We start from the raw sequence: 16,007 nt of genomic DNA, 5'->3' as shown, positions 1-16,007 counted from the left end.
TCGGACATCCGAAGATGCAGGATCAAGACTGGCCGATTGGTGACAAATTACTGACCAAGGGGTCGCGTAGGTTACTTTTTCGCCGCACTCTTGATTCGATTTCGCGTCTGGGTGTCACATCGCGTCGCCCTGACCCGATCTGCCAGCTAGAAGGAGATCTCCTCCGCTTCGCGAGGCGGGAGGGAGCTCGGGCAAGACGGACCTCCTCCACTTTCCGGAGGCGGGTTCGCGGGAAGTCGAATCGCACGGGAACTGCGGGTGCTGGGTCAGAAGGCAGGGGCGTCAAGCCATGAGTCAACCGTTGGGCGGAACGTGCGCGATCAGATGGCCGGGGCGGCGCCCCCGCCGAGAGGCCGGATGGGAAGCGAGCGATCACCGATGACGGCGGCGCGAACGGGGTCCGTCACCCCCGACCTCACGATCGGGGTCGTCGGCCCCCATGACCTCGTCGAACGGGTCATGCTCATGGGCCACGGCCCCACACCCGTACCGAGCAGGCTGGTGGCCGCCGCGTACCGCGACGAGCAGGAGGCGGCCGACAAGGTCGTGCGCCTCGGCTCGGGCGTGGACGTGTGCCTGTTCGCCAGCCCGGTCCCGTACGACTTCGCGCGCAAGGCCGGCGTCCTGACGATGCCCGCCACCTACGTGCCGCTGAACGGCGCCGCGCTGCAGGGCGCGCTGCTGCGGGCCTCGCTCGACGAGCGCTTCGACCCGTCCAGGGTCAGCATCGACGTGCTCGGACGGGCCGAGGTCGAGGAGGCCTACTCCGAGATCAGCCTCGGCACCGAGCAGGTGCACCTGCGCGAGGAGGCCGCCGGTCCCGGCACGCTCGCCGCGTTCCACGAGCGGCTCTGGCGGCGCGGCGCGACCACCGTCGCGATGACCTGCGTGCACGCCACCGCCGAGCGCATGGAGATGGCGGGCGTCCCGACCATCCGCGTCCGGCCGACCGGCGCCGCGATCCGCAGCTCCCTGCAGACCGCCGCGCTCCTCGGCGCGCACCACCGCCTGGAGGAGTCGCAGCTCGTCGTCGTGCTGGTGGACGTGCCGACCCTCCGCGAGACCCCGCGCCGCGTCACCCCGCGCTACTGGCGCGACGAGCTGAAGCTGGCCCTGCACCGGGTGCTCCTCCAGGAGGCGCACCGGATGAACGCCTCGGTGTGGCCCGTCGACGACCACAGCTACCTCGTCATCGCCACGCGCGGCTCGGTCACCGCGTCCACCGAGGGCTTCCGGACGCCGCCGTTCGTCGAGCGCGTCCGCGAGGAGCTCGGCCTGGCCATCGAGGTCGGCATCGGGATGGGCCGCACGGCCCACGAGGCGGAGAACCACGCCCGCGCCGCCCTGGCACGCTCCCAGAGCTCCCAGCGGGCGCAGGGCTTCGCGCTGGACCGCGACGGCCGCGCGCTCGTCCCCGCGCCCCGCACGCCGCCGCGCACCCAGCCGCAGGCCAAGCCGAAGGGCCTGGAGATCCTGGCCCGGCTCGCCGACAAGCTCGGCGACCAGGAGCAGCCCCTCATCGTGGACGCGGAGAACGCCGGCAAGATGCTCGGCGTCACGCCCCGCACGGCCCGCCGCCTCCTGCGCACGCTCGTCGAGGAGGGCCTCGCCTGGCCGCTCCCGCCGAACCGCACCCCCCAGCCCGGCCGCCCCCGCCAGCTCTACCGCCTGATCGTCGAAAAGCTGGGGCCGGCGAAGACGAGCTGAGGGGGCGGGCTGCGGTCAGCGCCTGAAGGTGCCGGCGACGGCCAGGAAGGCGTCGTTCTCCTCGGGGGAGCCGATGGAGACGCGGGCGCCCTCGCCGTCGAAGGGGCGGACGCTCACGCCGTGGGCGTCGCAGGCGGCGGAGAACTCCATCGTGCGGTCGCCGAGGCGCAGCCACACGAAGTTGGCCTCGGTGGGCGGGACCGTCCAGCCGTCGGCGAGGAGGGCGGCGCGGACGCGGTCGCGCTCCTTCACCGTGCCCTCGACCCGTTCCATCAGCTCGTCGGTGGCGTCCAGGGACGCGATGCCGGCGGCCTGCGCGACGGAGTTCACGCTGAACGGCAGGAACGTCTTGCGGATGGACCCGGCGACGAGCGGATGCGCCACGAGGTAGCCGATGCGCAGGCCCGCGAGCCCGTAGGCCTTGGAGAACGTGCGCAGGATCGCCAGGTTCGGGCGGTCGCCGTAGAGGGTGAGGCCGTCGGGCACGTCGTCGTCGCGGACGTACTCGCGGTACGCCTCGTCCAGGACGACCAGGCAGTCGGCGGGGACCCGGTCCAGGAACGCCTCGATCTCCGCGCGGCCGACGGCGGTGCCGGTGGGGTTGTTCGGGTTGCAGACGAAGACCACGCGCGTGTTCTCGGTGATGGCGTCCGCCATCGCGCGCAGGTCGTGGGTCTCGTCCCGCAGGGGCACCTGGACGCTCGTCGCGCCCGACAGCGACACCAGCAGCGGGTACGCCTCGAACGACCGCCACGCGTACACGACCTCGGCGCCCGGCTCGGCGACCGCCTCCAGCAGCATCTGGGTCATCCCGACGGAACCGCAGCCCACCGCGACGTGGTCGGCGGGGACGCCGCAGAACGACGCGATCGCCTCGGTCAGCGAGGTCGCGTTGTTGTCCGGGTAGCGGTTGACGTTGCGCGCCGCCTCGCCGATCGCCTCCACGACCGAGGGCAGCGGCCCGTGCGGCGACTCGTTGGACGACAGCTTGAACGAGCGCCCCTCGGGCGACACCACGACCTTGCCGGGCCTGTAGGCCACGAAGCGGTCGAGGACGGAGCGGAAGCGGGGTGTGGTTGCCTCGGACACCGTTGTCCTCCAGATTGCACAGGGGTGATGATCCCCAGCCTACGCAGCGTTCCTCATCATCCAACAAACAGCCACGATCCGGACGAACTCCCAGTCCTGGGTGTCCTGCGGCCACCATCCCCGCTTGAACGCGTCCTCCGCGAAACCGTGCAGGTACCCCATCAGCTCGTCCGCGCCGGGGGGTTGGCCGGGCGCGCCGAGCTCGTCGCGGAGGCTGGCCACGTGCTGGTCGACGGCCGCCGCGAGGCCCGGCGAACCGGCCATCTCCGCGACGCCCGCCTCACCGATGTCCCGGACGAGCAGGCCGAGCACTTCGGGCGAGTCACCGTTCATAGGGGGTGAAACTAGCAACGGTCCGGCGCTGCTCGGAACATCACCCCAGGTAAAAGCTCATCCGCGGGGCCGCAGCATGGGCGGCCTCAACTGCTCGGCATCGCCCCTGCGGTAAAGGCGCGCGGGACGTCCGCCGTCGCGCGTCGTGGTCTGATCGGTCGGGATGAGGAACCGGTCGGCGCCGGTCACCTTCCGATGGAAGTTCCGCGGGTCCAGGGTGGTGCCCCACACGATCTCGTAGACGCGCCGCAGCTCGGCGACCGTGAACTCGGGCGGGCAGAACGCCGCCGCCAGGGAGGTGTACTCCAGCTTCGCGCGCGCCCGCTCCATCCCGTCGCCGAGGATCCGGCGGTGGTCGAACGCGGCCCGGTCGTGGTGGAGGAGGTCGTCCACGGCCGTCCACAGCACCTGGGCGCGGCTGGAGGCGGGCAGGTCCGGCGCCAGCCCCAGGTACGCCACGCTCACCACCCGCTGCCGGGGGTCGCGGTCCGGGTACCCGTAGGTGGCGAGCTGCTCCAGGTGGATCCGCACGTCCGCGAGCCCGGCCCGCTCGGCCATCAGCCGGGCCGCGGCCACCGGCAGGTCCTCGTCGAGCTGGATGAACCCGCCCGGCAGCGACCACGCCCCCTCGTACGGCGGCCGGTCGCGCCGCCACCGCAGAGCGCACAGGCGCTGCTCCCGGACGGTGAGCACCACGAGGTCGACGGAGACGGCAAGCCGGGGCACGGGCATGCAACGAACTTAGCGGGGCCGGCCCCCCACTGAGGCCAGGAAGGCCCGGCGGGGCCGGGCCTTCCGCGCATCGGCGCCTAGTCTTCCTTGGGGATCTCGACGGGGACGGTCGCGGCCGGGACGCCGTTGTGGCCGTTGGCTCCCGCGGGGGCGCTCTGGTTCAGCCCGGCGAGCAGCTGGCGGGCGACGCCGAGGCCGGTGCCGCCGAGCGTGAGGGCCTTGGCGAGCATGTCCTCGACGCCCTGGGCGCCGTTCAGCACGACCATGTTGTCGACGTTGCCGAACACGCCCGCGCCGGCCTCGACGATCTGCGGCCACTGCTCGGCGAGCTGCTGGGCGATGACGGCGTCGGTGTTCTCCGCCAGCGCCTCCGCGCGGGCCTTGATCGCCTCGGCCTCGGCCAGACCCTTGCGCCGGGTCGCGTCCGCCTCGGCCTCACCCATCAGCCGGATGGCCTCGGACTCGCGCTGGGCCTTGAGCTGGACCTCGGTCGCCGCGGCCTGGGCGTAGGAGATGCGCTCCTCGCGCTCGGCCTCGGCCAGCTTGACCTGCTCGTAGGCGCGGGCGTCGGCGGGCTTGCGGATCTCGCTCTCCAGCCGCTTCTCGGTGCGCTCGGCCTCCAGCTCGGCGTTGCGGGTCTCCTTGAGGATGACCTCCTGGCGCGCCTGCTGCGCGGCCTGCTGCACCTGGCCCTCGTACTCGGCCTTCTTCATCTCGGTGTCCCGGATGACCGCCGCGTTCTGCCGCTCGGTCTCCTGCTCGCGCTCGGTGGCCTCCTGGTTGCGCTCGGCCTCGGCGATGCGGGCGGACGAGGCGACCCTGGCGGCGTGCGGGCGGCCGAGGTTGGTGATGTAGCCGGTCTCGTCGTCGATCTCCTGGATCTGCAGGGAGTCGACGACCAGGCCGAGCTTGCTCATCTCGTCGGCGGCGGAGCCGCGGGTCTCGGAGGTGAGCCGCTCGCGGTTGAGGATCAGGTCCTCGACGGTGAGGTTGCCGATGATGGAGCGCAGGTGGCCGGTGAACAGCTCGTGGATCGCGCCGTCCATCGAGTTCTGCTGCTCCAGGAAGCGGCGCGCGGCGTTGGCGATCGACACGAAGTCGTCGCCGACCTTGTAGATGACCACCCCGCGGACCTTGACCGGGATGCCCTGCTGCGTCACGCAGTTGACCTCCAGGTTCGCGGCCCGGCTGTCGAGCCGCAGCCGGCGGGCGACCTGGAAGCCCGGCAGGACGGACGTCCCCTTGCCGGTCACGATCTTGAACCCGAGGCTGTCCACGCCGTCGATCGGCTTGGACCTGGCGCCGAGCCCGGAGATGATCAGGGCCTCGTTCGGCTCGGCGACCCGCCACACCATCTTGAACAGAACGATCAGCACGATGACGGCGACGACGACACCGATCGCCAGGACGAGCACGGGCATACGGGCCTCCTCCTCCGGGGGTAGGGCGGCCGGCCCGAAGCGTCAGGCCCGTCCGCGTTTCCCATCAGACGCGGCAGAGGGGTGTTCGGTTCGGTCTCCGAACCGGATCTTCACGTCCGCATCAGGCCAGGCTCCGCGGGACGCTCAATGGGCCAGCGCGGGCGCCACGTACACCGTCCGGGGCGGGTGGTACTCGACCACGACGACGATCGAGCCGACGCCGATCTCGTCGCGCGGGTCGACGGAATGGGCGTAGAACGCCTCCGCCCCGCCGCGGACCGCGATCATGACCTCGCCGACCAGCCCGGGTCCGATCCGGCCGGTCACCCGGCCCTCCTTACCGATCAAGGAAACCCCCTGGCCCGGTCCGCCCGGAGCCGCTCTCCGCGCCGCGTAGGGCGAACGCTATCCGCTGCGCGGCGGGGACGGCGAGCGGCGGGACTCAGGACAGGACGCGCCCGGCCTGGGCCAGCGCCTCGCCGGCCAGGCGCTCGGCGTCGGCGCGGGTGGCGCCGGGCCCGAAGACGGTGATCGTGGCGAGGTAGCGGGGGCCGCGGAACACGACGTACCACGTCCGGGTGCGGGTGCCGCCGCCGACGGTGGCGACGCCGATGGTGCGCGAGCCCTCGCCGATCTCGCCCTTCGGCGCCTCGGCCACCTTGTGCGCGGCCCAGGTGGACCCCACCCGGGTGCGGAACTTCAGGCAGCCGGGAGGCACGCGGGCGTTGACCTGCTTCTCGGCGTCGGCGGCGGACAGGCTCATGAGGGTCTCGGTCGCGGTCAGGCCGCGGCCGCCGGTGAACGAGACGAGCGCGGCGGGCACGTCGCCGGCCACGTCGCCGCCCGGACGGGCCTTCCCGCAGGAGGGCTTGTCCAGGACGGCCTCCCGCTGGAGCCTGGAGGCGTTCTGGATGGCCTTCAGCGAGCCGTACTCGCCCCAGTCGGGCTCGCCCGCACGCCGGTAGCCGGACGGCTGCTGGAGCAGCGCCTGCGCGAGCTGGGCGGAGGTGTGGCCGATGCCCGCCACCTCGGCGCGGGCGGTGCCGCGCACCTGGCGGGCGCGCTCGGCGTCGCCGCCGCACGCGGTGGCCGCGACGGCCGTCGACAGCAGCAGCGTGACCGGGAGGAGCCTGTGCGCCATGGCGGCGACACTACGGCGCGAAAGGGGCGCACCGCCCCGGACGACACGCGGGTCAGCCCTTTTCGGCCCGCTCGTTGTACTCCGCGGCGTACTCCTGGCCGGACATCTTCTGGATCGTCTCGACGATCTCGTCGGTGATGGCGCGGCGGGCCTTGGCGGGCGGCAGGTCCCGGTAGTGGGAGAAGTCCATCGGCGGGCCGATCCGCACGGTGGGGCGCGGGCCGAACACGCGCGGGAGCCCCGCGCCGATCGGCTGGATCTTCTCGGTGCCCTCCAACGCGACCGGCAGGACGCGGGCGCCGGACTCCAGGGCGAGCCAGCCGATGCCCGTCCGGCCGCGGTAGAGGCGGCCGTCGGGCGAGCGGGTGCCCTCGGGATAGATCGCGAACGCGCCGGCGTTGTCGAGGACCTCGGCGGCCTGCTCCAGGGCGCCCATGGCGGCCCGCCGGGCGCCGCGCCGCACCGGGACGTGGCCGAGGTTGGTGAGGAACCAGCGGACGAAGCGGTTCTTGAGCCCGCCGCCCTCGAAGTAGGCCGCCTTGGCGATGTAGGTGACCGGGCGCGGGACCGCCAGGGGGATGATGAAGCTGTCGATGAACGACAGGTGGTTGCTCGCCACGATGAGCGGCCCGTAGCTCGGCACGTTCTCGCCGCCCACCACCCGCGGACGGAAAAGCAGCCAGAGGATCGGACGCACCACGCGCGTCATGAACGTGTAGAACACCCAGCCTCCCGAATTTCGCCACCGCCACTGTAACCTCTGCACCGATCCGGGCCCGGGTCAGCGTCCTCCTTTCCCGCCCCAGAGAGTGCCATGAATGACCAAAGTGCTGGTCAAAGGCCGGGTGGACGGGATTCGAGGCCATTCCTTACTGCCAAGTAAGTTTCTCTTCGGTAAGTTATTACCTCGTTTACCGGATCTCCCGGGAGGCACCCGGATGCCCCGGGCGCATCGTCAGGTACAGTCGGGACCGGGGATCAGACGGGCGTCCGGACCCACGTTACGGTCCGAGCCGGGGGCGGGCGACCTGGTCCCTTACCCGGGAACTGCTTGGAATGCGGGCACGGGTGCGCAATCCTGAGGAGTCACCTGAGATGGCCGGGTACCACCGGAGTGGGGCGTGAGGTGACGATGGACTTCGACATCAGCCTGATGCGCGACGACCGCTGCACGCTCGTTCGCGTGAAGGGCGACATCGACGTCGTGTCCCGAGCGCGCTTCGAGGAGGCCCTCTTCGAAGCCGTCGAGTCGGGCGAGGCGATGGTCGTCGACATGCGCGAGGTCACGTTCTGCGACTCCACCGGCCTGAACGCGATCGTCGCCGCCAACCGCCGCGCCGGCGAGCACGGGACGCACCTCGCGCTGGTGGCGCTGCCGCCCCGCGTCCAGCGGGTCTTCCGCATCACCGGGCTCGACAAGTTCATCCCGATCCACGAGACGCTGCGCGAGGCCGTCACCGCCTTCCCGTCCACCACTCCGTAGGGCCCTGCCCGGCCGGGTCAGGTACAGCCCTCGAACTGGGGCACGCTGGTCGTCAGCTTGAGCCCCGACTTGCCGAACCACGTGTTCAGCAGCCGCTGGGCGGTGCCGTCCTGGTACATGTCCGTGATCGCCCGGTTGACCTCCTCGCAGCCCTTGAGGTCCCCCTTCTTCAGGCCGACGCCGTACTTCTCGTCGGTGAACGGCGCGTTGATCATCCGTCCCGGGCGGCCGGTGGCGAACCCGGCGAGGATCAGGTCGTCGGTCGACACCGCGTCGAGCCGGCCGCCGGCGAGCGCGTCCATGCAGGCGCCGTAGGTGTCCACGGTGACCGGCCGCGCGGCCACCTTGCGCTCCTCGATCACGCGGCGCCAGGAGTTCGACCCCTTCACCTCGCAGATCCGCTTGCCCTTCAGGTCCCGCACGTCCTTGATCGCGGCGGCGTCGGCACGGACGAAGGTGTCCTGGTGGGCGACGTAGTACGGCCCGGCGAAGGTGACCTTCGACTTCCGCTTCGCCGTGATCGAGTACGTCGCGACGATCATGTCGACGTCGCCCTTGGCGAGCGCGTCCTCACGGACCGAGGAGTTCGTCGTCCTGAACGTCAGGCGGCTCTTCGGGACGCCCAGCTTGCCGGCGATGTAGGTCGCGACGTCGACGTCGAAACCCTCGTAGACCCCGTCCGGGCGCTTCACGCCGAGGGCCGGCTGGTCCTCCTTCACGCCGATCACGAGGGAGCCCTTCTCGGCGACGGACTGCTCCTCCTCGGCGCCGAGGCCGCAGGCGGACAGCAGCGCCGCCGCGGCGAGGACGGCCCCCGGGGCGGCGATGGCACGGGTCGCGCGCATGGCTTGGTCTCCTTGATCAGGCGAACTCGGTCAGCGGAACTCGGCCAGCCGGGGACGGACCCCCGCGATGATCAGTGCGGCGATGACGACGGCGGCCACCGGCGGCACCGCGTTCCAGCCGCGCAGCCCGCCGTCGGCGTCCCTGATCGCCTTGTCGAAGGCGTCCTGGTGGACGGCGGTCAGCGAGCTCAGCGCCGCGTCGTAGGCGTCGAAGTCGCGGATCGCGTTGGACGTGCGGCCCATCCGCAGGTCGACCGCGCCCGACCGGTTCCCCGCCGACGCCAGCTGCCGCATCCGCGCGTCGTTGCGCTGGACGGCGATGTACGCGCGCAGCATCTTCACCACCGCGTCGCCCTCACGGCCGCTCCAGGCCGTGCTCGCTTCGCTCTCGAAGAGGCCGAGGAACGGCTCGGGGCCCTTGTCGGGCCTGTACGGGGCGACCTTCTGCTCCAGGCCCGCGTAGTAGTTCTCCAGGTTCACCGGCTTGTCGCCGATGTCGGGGTAGATGACCGACAGCGACTTGTCGAGGTAGGTCTGCTCGTAGGTGTCGGCGCGGCCGGGGTCGAGGAGGTAGCGGCTCTCGTCCCCGAACGCGCTGTGGCTGATCGCGCGGGCCCGCGAGAGCTGCAGGATCGAGTCGAAGCCGTCCTCCTTGGCGGTCCTGATGTGCCCCGCGTGGGCGGTGAGCAGGCCCGCCCCGACCGCGGTGAGGACGACGGTCGCGAGCGTCGCCAGCACCAGCGCCGGGTTGAGCACCCGCCGGAACGTCCGCACCAGGTATAGCTGCGTCGCGATCAGGAGCAGCAGCACGACCAGACCGGTGAGGGCGACCCAGGTGCGCCCGGTGAGCACCGCGGACCGCTTCGTCTCGTACGACTGCCGGACGTTCGCGCCGGTGTCGAGCGTGATGTTGTACGCCTTCGGCAGCAGTTGCAGCCTCATCAGGTCGGTGGCCTGCCGGTAGGCCTCCAGTACCTGCTGCGGCGTCTCGCCGGGCGCGTGGTTCGACTGCGCGTCGAGCTGCATGGCCTGGCCGACGAGCCGCTCGTACCTGCCGAGGCCGTTCAGCACCTCCTGGACGGTCCGCCGCAGCGCCGGGTCGCGCCCGGCGAGCTGCGCGGCCTGCACCGCCGCCGCGTCGGCCTCCGCGCGGCGCCTCTCGTACACCCGCAGGGTCTCGTCGTAGCCGATGCCGAGGCCGTGCTCGCGGCCGATCAGCAGGATGCTGGAGACCTGCGCGTCCATGTCGCTGAGCGCGAAGTACAGGGTGCCGGTCGCGACGACCTGCGGGCCGGCGTCGTGCCCGATCGTCTCGACGGAGTCGCGCGCGTTGCCGATGGCCACGGTGAGGACGGCCAGCAGCGCCACGAGCGCGGCCACGCAGAGCACGACATGCGCCCGGATGCGGCCCGGGATCGTCTTGAGCCACCGTCCGCGCACGAACGTCCTCAGGCGGCCGCCGCGCCGCGTTTCGGCAGGCGTCCTTCCCGGGGGCTGTGCGGGCGGGGCGGGCGGGGCGGGCGGCCGTGGAGCGGGAGCCGCCGGCGGTGCGGGACTCATCGTCATGACGTGCCCTCCTGCAGGGACAGCGTGATGGTCGTCCAGGCGCCCACATGGATGCGGTCGCCGTCACCGACCGGAACGGGCACGTTCACCGGGATCGGCTCCGTTCCGCCGTTCACCGTGGTGCCGTTGGTCGAACCGGGGTCGATCAGGTTCCACGCGCCGTCCGGCCGTGCGAGCAGGACGGCGTGCAGATGCGAGACGCCCGGGTCCTCGGGCGGCGCGCTGAGGTCGATCTCGGGCAGCAGCGCGCGGGAGGCGCTGCGCCGCCCGATCCGGATCTGGCCGCCGAGCAGCGGGACGCGGCGCTCCGGGCAGTACGGCGGGAACGCGAGCCCGCCTCCGTCCGGTCCCATCTCCGCGACGACCGAGTCGAAGTAGGCGCGGTCGGCCATGACCAGCGCGTGCGGGCCGGCCGCGGGGGCCGGGACCGGCCGCGGGACGACGGGCACGCTGCCGTCCCGCTGCTGCGGCACCAGCGGCACCGCGTGCGCGGTGCCCGCCGGGGTGAACTCGACGGTGTAGACCGTGCCGGTCTCGAAGTCGTACCCGTCCTCCTCGCAGAAGCGGCCGGAGCGCGGCGTCCCGCAGTGCGGGCAGGCCGGCTCCTCCGCCGCCGCGGGCTCGGCGGCCGGCGCGGGCGCGGGCACCGGCGCGGGCGCGGGCTCGGCGAACTCGGCGCGCTGCGCGCCGTCCATGAGGTCGCCGCACACGTCGCAGTAGTCGGTGGACTGGGACGTGTGCCCGCTCGGGCAGACCGGCATGGGCCTCAGCCCCCTGCCTCGTCGCCGTGCCGGGTCCGCACGGTCCGGACGGAACGGGTGTCGAGCGACATCTCGTCCGCCTTCGCCACGTCCCGTTTCAGCCGCACGGTGCCGTGCGCCGGGTCGACCACGTCCACGACCTTGTCGAGCAGGCCGGAGATCTGCTCGTTGCCGACCTCCCGCGCCAGCACCACGGCGCGCCCGAGCCGGGCGGTCGCGGTGTCCTCGTCGCCCTCCCGCCGCGCCTCCAGGCCCTGCTGGATCGCCTCGGCGAGCTCGGACTGCCCGGTGTGGTGCGCGACGCGGCCGTTGATGCGCGTCGACCTGGCCTCGTCGTCGGTCCACTCGGCGATGACGTTGCCGGACGCGAGGACCTGGTCGCCCGCGACGAGCTTCACCCATGCGGCCCGCATCTGCCGCCCCACGTCGCCGGGCTGCACCTCCACGCACAGGTGGTACTCGCGGTTCTCGTCGCCCCACGCGCCGAGCGGGTAGTCGCCGGTCTGCGCGCCCGAGGCGCCCCGGCGGCCGGTGAGGTCCTCCACGGCGGGGACCATCTGCTTGATGAACCGCAGCCGCGCCTGCTGCGGCGTCCACACGCGCAGCGTCACGTCCGCGACCTGCTTGCTCATCGCGGCCCGCGTCATCGCCAGGAAGTCGGCCTCCAGGTCGGCCGGGTCGGGGACGTCCAGGAACCCGCCCAGCAGCACCGAGGTGATCTTGCGGAGCTCGGCGACGTTCCAGTCGGTGCCGACGCCCCGCGCGTCGCACAGGAAGCGGCCGGTGCACTGGCGCAGCGCCGCGTCCAGTTCCTCGTCCGACTCGTGCTGGTTCTTGCCGTCGGTGAGCAGGATCGCGTGCTTGACGGCCCCTTCGGCGACGGCGTCGTGCCCGGTGAACAGCCGGTCGGCGAGCCGCAGCCACGACCCGATCGCCGTCCCGCCCGCCGCCTCCAGCCGCCCCACCGCGTCCACCGCGCCGCGCCGGGACGCCGCGTCCGCCCGGACGAGCCGCTCCCCCTGCGGGTAGACCATCCGCGGCCGGTTCGCGCCCGCGACCACCGCGAAGTGCACGCCGTCGCGCAGCACGTTCACCGCCGCCCGCGCCGCCCGCTTCGCCGCCGCCATCTTGCCCCGGTAGGACATCGACCCGGAGGTGTCGATCATGATGATCTCCGCGGCGGGGGCGCGCCCCCCGTCCGCCACCGGGCCCGGACCGCCGGACGAGCGCGCCTCCACCGAGACGATCGCGTGCATCTCCCGTCCGCCGGCCGGGAGATAGGGGTTCTGGTCCACCCGCACGGTGAACTCCGGAAAATCGCTCATCTGCCCCGCTCCCTGCTCGGTCCTGGCGGCGGGTAGCGAAGGACCGCCACCGTCACGTTGTCGTGCCCGCCCGCGTCCAGTGCCGCCCGCAGCAGCCGCCGTGCCGCGTCCAGCGGGCCGTCCCGGCCGGTGAGGGCCACGGCCGCGAGGTCGGACGGCTCCGGCAGGTCGTTCCACAGCCCGTCGCTGCACAGCACCACCAGCCCGGGGCCCGTCGGCCGGAACGCCGCCACGTGCGGGTCGAGCGGGCCCGCGTCCGCCCCCAGCCAGGCTGTCAGCACGTGCGCCCGCCGGTCGGCCCACGCGTCCTCGGCGCTCATCGCGCCCTGCTCGATCATGGACGAGGCCCACGAGTCGTCCGTGGTGAGCCGGCACGAGCCCGCCGCCGACAGCCAGTAGGCGCGGCTGTCGCCGACCCACCCGACGGTGATGCCGCCCGCGTCCACGACGGCCGACACGAACGTGCACGCGGGCGAGGAGTCGGGATCGCCGGGCATCCCCGCCACGACCTCGCCCGCCCGCGCCGCCGCGTCGCGCATCGCGCCCCGCGGATCCACGCCGGCCGTGACGCGGCCCGTCAGCACGGCCAGCGCCGCCTCGGCGGCCAGCCGCGACGCCTCCTCCGACCCGGGCGCCGTCGCGACCCCGTCGCAGACCACCGCGCACACGCCCGCGGGCAGCGCCGCCAGCGCGAACGCGTCCTCGTTGCGGCTGCGCCGCAGCCCGAGGTCGCTCACCGCCGCCCCGAACCGCCCGGCCTCGGCCTCGACGTGCTCCCGCCCGCTCGGCTGCCGCAGCCCGCACTGCTCGCAGTACCCGTCGGCCCCGACGGCCCCGCTGCCGCAGTCCACGCAGGCGCTCCCGGCGGCGATGCCCCCGCCCGGACCGGCCGGGGGCGTGCGGGGGTCGGGCCGCCGCTCCGGCGGGAGGGCCCGGCGCGGGGCCGGGACGGGCACGGACGGGACGCCGCGCGACGCCGGGGGCGGCGAGGCGTGCGGAAGGGCGGTGCCGAGCGGCGGGGTCCTGGGCGTGGTGGGGTCGGGGCGTCCGCACTCCTCGCAGAAGCGGTCGCGTTCGTTGACGGGCTGGCCGCAGGTACGGCAGAGCGCGACGGGGGTGTGCTGGTCCGCGTTCATGGTCAGAAGAGCGTCCTCGGGCGGACGGCGTTGGCCCGTTTGACCATCGCGTGGCGGTGCTCGGCCCCGTCGGCGAGCTTGGCGAGCACGCGGTAGACGTCCTCCAGCTTCTTGCGGAGGGCCTGCTCGTCCAGGTCGGTGCCGAGGATCTGCTGCCGCACGCCGGGCGGGGCCGAGCCGCGGTCGGCGCGGACCCAGGTCAGCGCCGCCTCCAGCACCTCGGCGGCGAACGCGGCCGACCGCTCGGTGTCCAGGCGCAGGGCCGACAGCCGCCGTCCCGCCTCGATGAGCGCGGGCGCGTCCAGCTCGGCGGGCCCGCGCCCCCGGACGGTGGTGGCGACGGCGGCGAGCTGCGCGGCGAGGTAGTGGCTGGAGATGCGCGGGACCGAGTCGAGGACGCGTTCGGCGGACGCGCGGTCGCCCGCCGCGAGCCGCGTGCGGGCCAGCCCGAACGCGGCGCTGACGTGGGTGGGATCGGTGCGCCAGACCGTCTCGTAGTAGTAGCCCGCGGCGGCAGTCTCGCCCAGGGTCTCGTGGCAGAACGCCAGCGCCAGCTTGGGCGCCTGCTCGCCGGGAGCGAGGTCGTACAGGTCGTTGAACACCGCGACCGCCTCGGTGCCGCGCCCGCCGGCGAGGGCGCGCACCCCCCGGTACCAGTCGACGCGCCAGTCGTCGGGGGCCTCGGCGGCGATGTCCTCCAGGAGGTGCGCGGCCCCGTCGAGGTCGCCCAACTCGATGCGGACGCGCACCAGCGCGAGCCGCACCTCGCGGGACGCGGCCGGCGCGGAGGCCAGGGCCGCGGCCAGGTCGGCGGGGTCGCGGGCGGTGAGCCCGGCGAGGAACGCCGCGGCCGGGTCGGAGGCGTACACCAGCGGGACGGGCAGCGCCGCCGCGGCGGCGGCCGGCTCCACCGGCGCCAGGATCGGCGGCGCCCCCTCGCTGCGCCCGGCGCCGTCCAGGCCGCCGACGATCTCCGTTCCGGCGGTCTGCTGCTCGGGCCCGAACAGCGGGGACGGCGCGGGGCGCGGGCGGCCGTCCTCGGCCGACAGGACCTCCCGCAGCACGCCCGTGAGCTGCTCGGCCATCTCGGCGGCGGTCTGGAACCGGCGGGCCGGATCGGGGTGCGTGGCACGGCGCAGCAGCCGGTGGTAGGACTCGTGCCGCTGGAAGAGCGGCACCTCCTCGCGCGGCGGCAGGCTGCGCAGGTGCCGCCCGGTGTAGCCGCGGAACGCGAAGCTCAGCACGGCCAGCGTCCGGCCGACGGTGTAGAGGTCGGAGCTGACCGAGGGACCCTGCGAGCCGATCTCGGGGGCCTGGTAGCCGGGCGTGCCGAAGATCGGGCTGTCCGCGTCGAACGCCCGCCGGACGCCGCCGAGGTCGATCAGCTTGAGCTGCTCCTCGGACTGGATGGCGTTGTCGGGCTTGAAGTCGCAGTACAGCAGCCCGACGCCGTGCAGGTAGCCGAGGGCGCTCAGCACCTCCAGGCCGTAGGCGATGACCTGGCCGAGCGGCAGCGACGCCTGGTCGCCCTGCGCCTGGCGGGCGCTGAGCAGGATGTCCTTCAGCGAGCGGCCGCCGACGTACTCCATGACGATGTAGCCGGACTCGCCGTGCCGCACGAAGTTGTAGATCTTGACGATGTTGGGGTGCTCGACCTCGGCGAGGAACGCGCGCTCGGCGGTGGCGGCGGCCAGCGAGTCGGCGTCGCCGGTGTCGAGCAGGCCCTTGAGGACGACCCACCGCTCGCTCACGTTGTGGTCGCGGGCCAGGTACACCCAGCCGAGCCCGCCGTGGGCGAGGCAGCCGAGCACCTCGTACTGCCCGCCGATCATCTCGCCGGGCCGGAGCTTCGGGGTGAACGAGAACGGGTGCCCGCAGTTGCGGCAGAAGCCCTCGGTGCGTCCCGGGCGCCCGCCCCGGCTGCGCCCGACCTTCTCGTCGCACTTGCTGCAGAAGCGCCGGTTCTCCGGCACCTCCGGGTTCTCCATGATCGCCGAGGCCGGGTCGCGGGCCGGCACCGGCGGCACCTCGACGAGCCCGGCGCCGAGCATCCCGCGCCTGGCCGAGCCGCTGGAGCCCGTCCCCCGGGTGCCGCCGCGCGAGGCCGTCCGCCCGGACCCGACGCTGCCCGACCCGCTCGTCGGCGCGCTGCCGTACGAGGAGCCCTGCCCGCCGCGCCCGCTCTGGCCGGACGAGCCCGGCGGCATGCCCGCGGGCGGCGCGGGGGTCACCGGATTGGTCACCGGCGTCTGCCCGGGGGCGGCCGCCGGAGCCGGGCCCGGGGGCCGCCCGTACGCGCCCGGGTAGCCGGGCATCGCGGGCCCGGCCGGACGCACGGGCGCCGCCGTCCGCGCGGGCTGCGCCGGACCGGCGGGCGACGGACTGATGGGCGCCGGACCGGTGTGCGACGGGCTGAACGGCGCGGAGGGACGCGACGGCGCGGACTGGGGCGCCGACTGGGGTGCTGG

General features: G+C 73.5%; 16 protein-coding genes. 3 read left to right on the top strand and 13 right to left on the bottom strand.

Annotated features, from left to right (window positions below; translation table 11 throughout):
* The first annotated feature begins 378 nt into the window (after positions 1-378).
* A complete protein-coding gene (locus tag BJ999_RS02240; RefSeq protein WP_179831705.1) occupies positions 379-1,707 on the top strand; it encodes a transcriptional regulator in 1,329 nt (442 codons plus the stop codon).
* A gap of 15 nt (positions 1,708-1,722) precedes the next feature.
* On the opposite strand, the gene hisC is transcribed toward BJ999_RS02240, so the two are convergent.
* The 7 genes from hisC to BJ999_RS02205 form a co-directional block, all read right to left on the bottom strand.
* Complete coding sequence (gene hisC / locus BJ999_RS02235) at positions 1,723-2,796, bottom strand: histidinol-phosphate transaminase (RefSeq protein WP_179831704.1); 1,074 nt, start codon at positions 2,794-2,796, stop codon at positions 1,723-1,725.
* A 39-nt stretch (positions 2,797-2,835) separates the two neighbouring features.
* Positions 2,836-3,129: a DUF6401 family natural product biosynthesis protein gene (locus BJ999_RS02230; RefSeq protein ID WP_179831703.1), complete on the bottom strand. Its 294-nt coding sequence runs from the start codon at positions 3,127-3,129 to the stop codon at positions 2,836-2,838.
* 57 nt (positions 3,130-3,186) lie between these two features.
* Positions 3,187-3,861: an NUDIX hydrolase gene (locus BJ999_RS02225; RefSeq protein ID WP_179831702.1), complete on the bottom strand. Its 675-nt coding sequence runs from the start codon at positions 3,859-3,861 to the stop codon at positions 3,187-3,189.
* 77 nt (positions 3,862-3,938) lie between these two features.
* Positions 3,939-5,282, bottom strand: a complete 1,344-nt coding sequence (locus BJ999_RS02220) for a flotillin family protein (RefSeq protein ID WP_179831701.1) — start codon at positions 5,280-5,282, stop codon at positions 3,939-3,941.
* A 144-nt stretch (positions 5,283-5,426) separates the two neighbouring features.
* Positions 5,427-5,609, bottom strand: a complete 183-nt coding sequence (locus BJ999_RS02215) for a hypothetical protein (protein ID WP_229810183.1) — start codon at positions 5,607-5,609, stop codon at positions 5,427-5,429.
* Between the two features lie 115 nt (positions 5,610-5,724).
* A complete protein-coding gene (locus BJ999_RS02210; RefSeq protein WP_179831699.1) occupies positions 5,725-6,423 on the bottom strand; it encodes a hypothetical protein in 699 nt (232 codons plus the stop codon).
* 52 nt (positions 6,424-6,475) lie between these two features.
* Positions 6,476-7,147: a lysophospholipid acyltransferase family protein gene (locus BJ999_RS02205; protein WP_179831698.1), complete on the bottom strand. Its 672-nt coding sequence runs from the start codon at positions 7,145-7,147 to the stop codon at positions 6,476-6,478.
* Positions 7,148-7,555: 408 nt separating this feature from the next.
* Between BJ999_RS02205 and BJ999_RS02200 the strand changes: the two genes are divergently transcribed.
* Positions 7,556-7,906 carry an STAS domain-containing protein gene (locus BJ999_RS02200; RefSeq protein ID WP_179831697.1) on the top strand — a complete coding sequence of 117 codons (351 nt, stop codon included), beginning with the start codon at positions 7,556-7,558 and terminating at the stop codon, positions 7,904-7,906.
* 17 nt (positions 7,907-7,923) lie between these two features.
* Here BJ999_RS02200 and BJ999_RS02195 read toward each other — a convergent pair whose 3' ends face one another.
* The 6 genes from BJ999_RS02195 to BJ999_RS02170 form a co-directional block, all read right to left on the bottom strand.
* Positions 7,924-8,751: a glutamate ABC transporter substrate-binding protein gene (locus BJ999_RS02195; RefSeq protein WP_179831696.1), complete on the bottom strand. Its 828-nt coding sequence runs from the start codon at positions 8,749-8,751 to the stop codon at positions 7,924-7,926.
* A 30-nt stretch (positions 8,752-8,781) separates the two neighbouring features.
* A complete protein-coding gene (locus BJ999_RS02190; protein ID WP_229810182.1) occupies positions 8,782-10,191 on the bottom strand; it encodes a hypothetical protein in 1,410 nt (469 codons plus the stop codon).
* A gap of 122 nt (positions 10,192-10,313) precedes the next feature.
* The gene (locus BJ999_RS02185; RefSeq protein ID WP_179831695.1) at positions 10,314-11,078 is read right to left on the bottom strand and encodes an FHA domain-containing protein; all 765 of its coding nucleotides are present in this window, start codon (positions 11,076-11,078) and stop codon (positions 10,314-10,316) included.
* Between the two features lie 5 nt (positions 11,079-11,083).
* Entirely contained in the window at positions 11,084-12,403 is a 1,320-nt protein-coding gene (locus tag BJ999_RS02180; protein ID WP_179831694.1) for a vWA domain-containing protein, read from the bottom strand.
* Entirely contained in the window at positions 12,400-13,539 is a 1,140-nt protein-coding gene (locus BJ999_RS02175; RefSeq protein WP_179831693.1) for a PP2C family protein-serine/threonine phosphatase, read from the bottom strand. Before BJ999_RS02175 ends, BJ999_RS02180 begins: the two co-directional genes overlap by 4 nt.
* 2 nt (positions 13,540-13,541) lie before the next feature.
* The gene (locus BJ999_RS02170; protein WP_229810214.1) at positions 13,542-15,590 is read right to left on the bottom strand and encodes a serine/threonine-protein kinase; all 2,049 of its coding nucleotides are present in this window, start codon (positions 15,588-15,590) and stop codon (positions 13,542-13,544) included.
* Between BJ999_RS02170 and BJ999_RS41700 the strand changes: the two genes are divergently transcribed.
* Positions 15,484-15,846 (top strand): hypothetical protein, encoded by a 363-nt coding sequence (locus BJ999_RS41700; protein WP_229810216.1) that lies wholly within the window; start codon positions 15,484-15,486, stop codon positions 15,844-15,846. The genes BJ999_RS02170 and BJ999_RS41700 overlap by 107 nt on opposite strands.
* The last annotated feature ends 161 nt before the right edge of the window (positions 15,847-16,007 follow it).

It is taken from the genome of Actinomadura citrea, from assembly GCF_013409045.1.
Taxonomy (GTDB): domain Bacteria; phylum Actinomycetota; class Actinomycetes; order Streptosporangiales; family Streptosporangiaceae; genus Spirillospora; species Spirillospora citrea.
The sequence above is the reverse complement of the archived record's forward strand: the minus strand, read 5'-3'. Positions and strand labels throughout refer to the sequence as shown.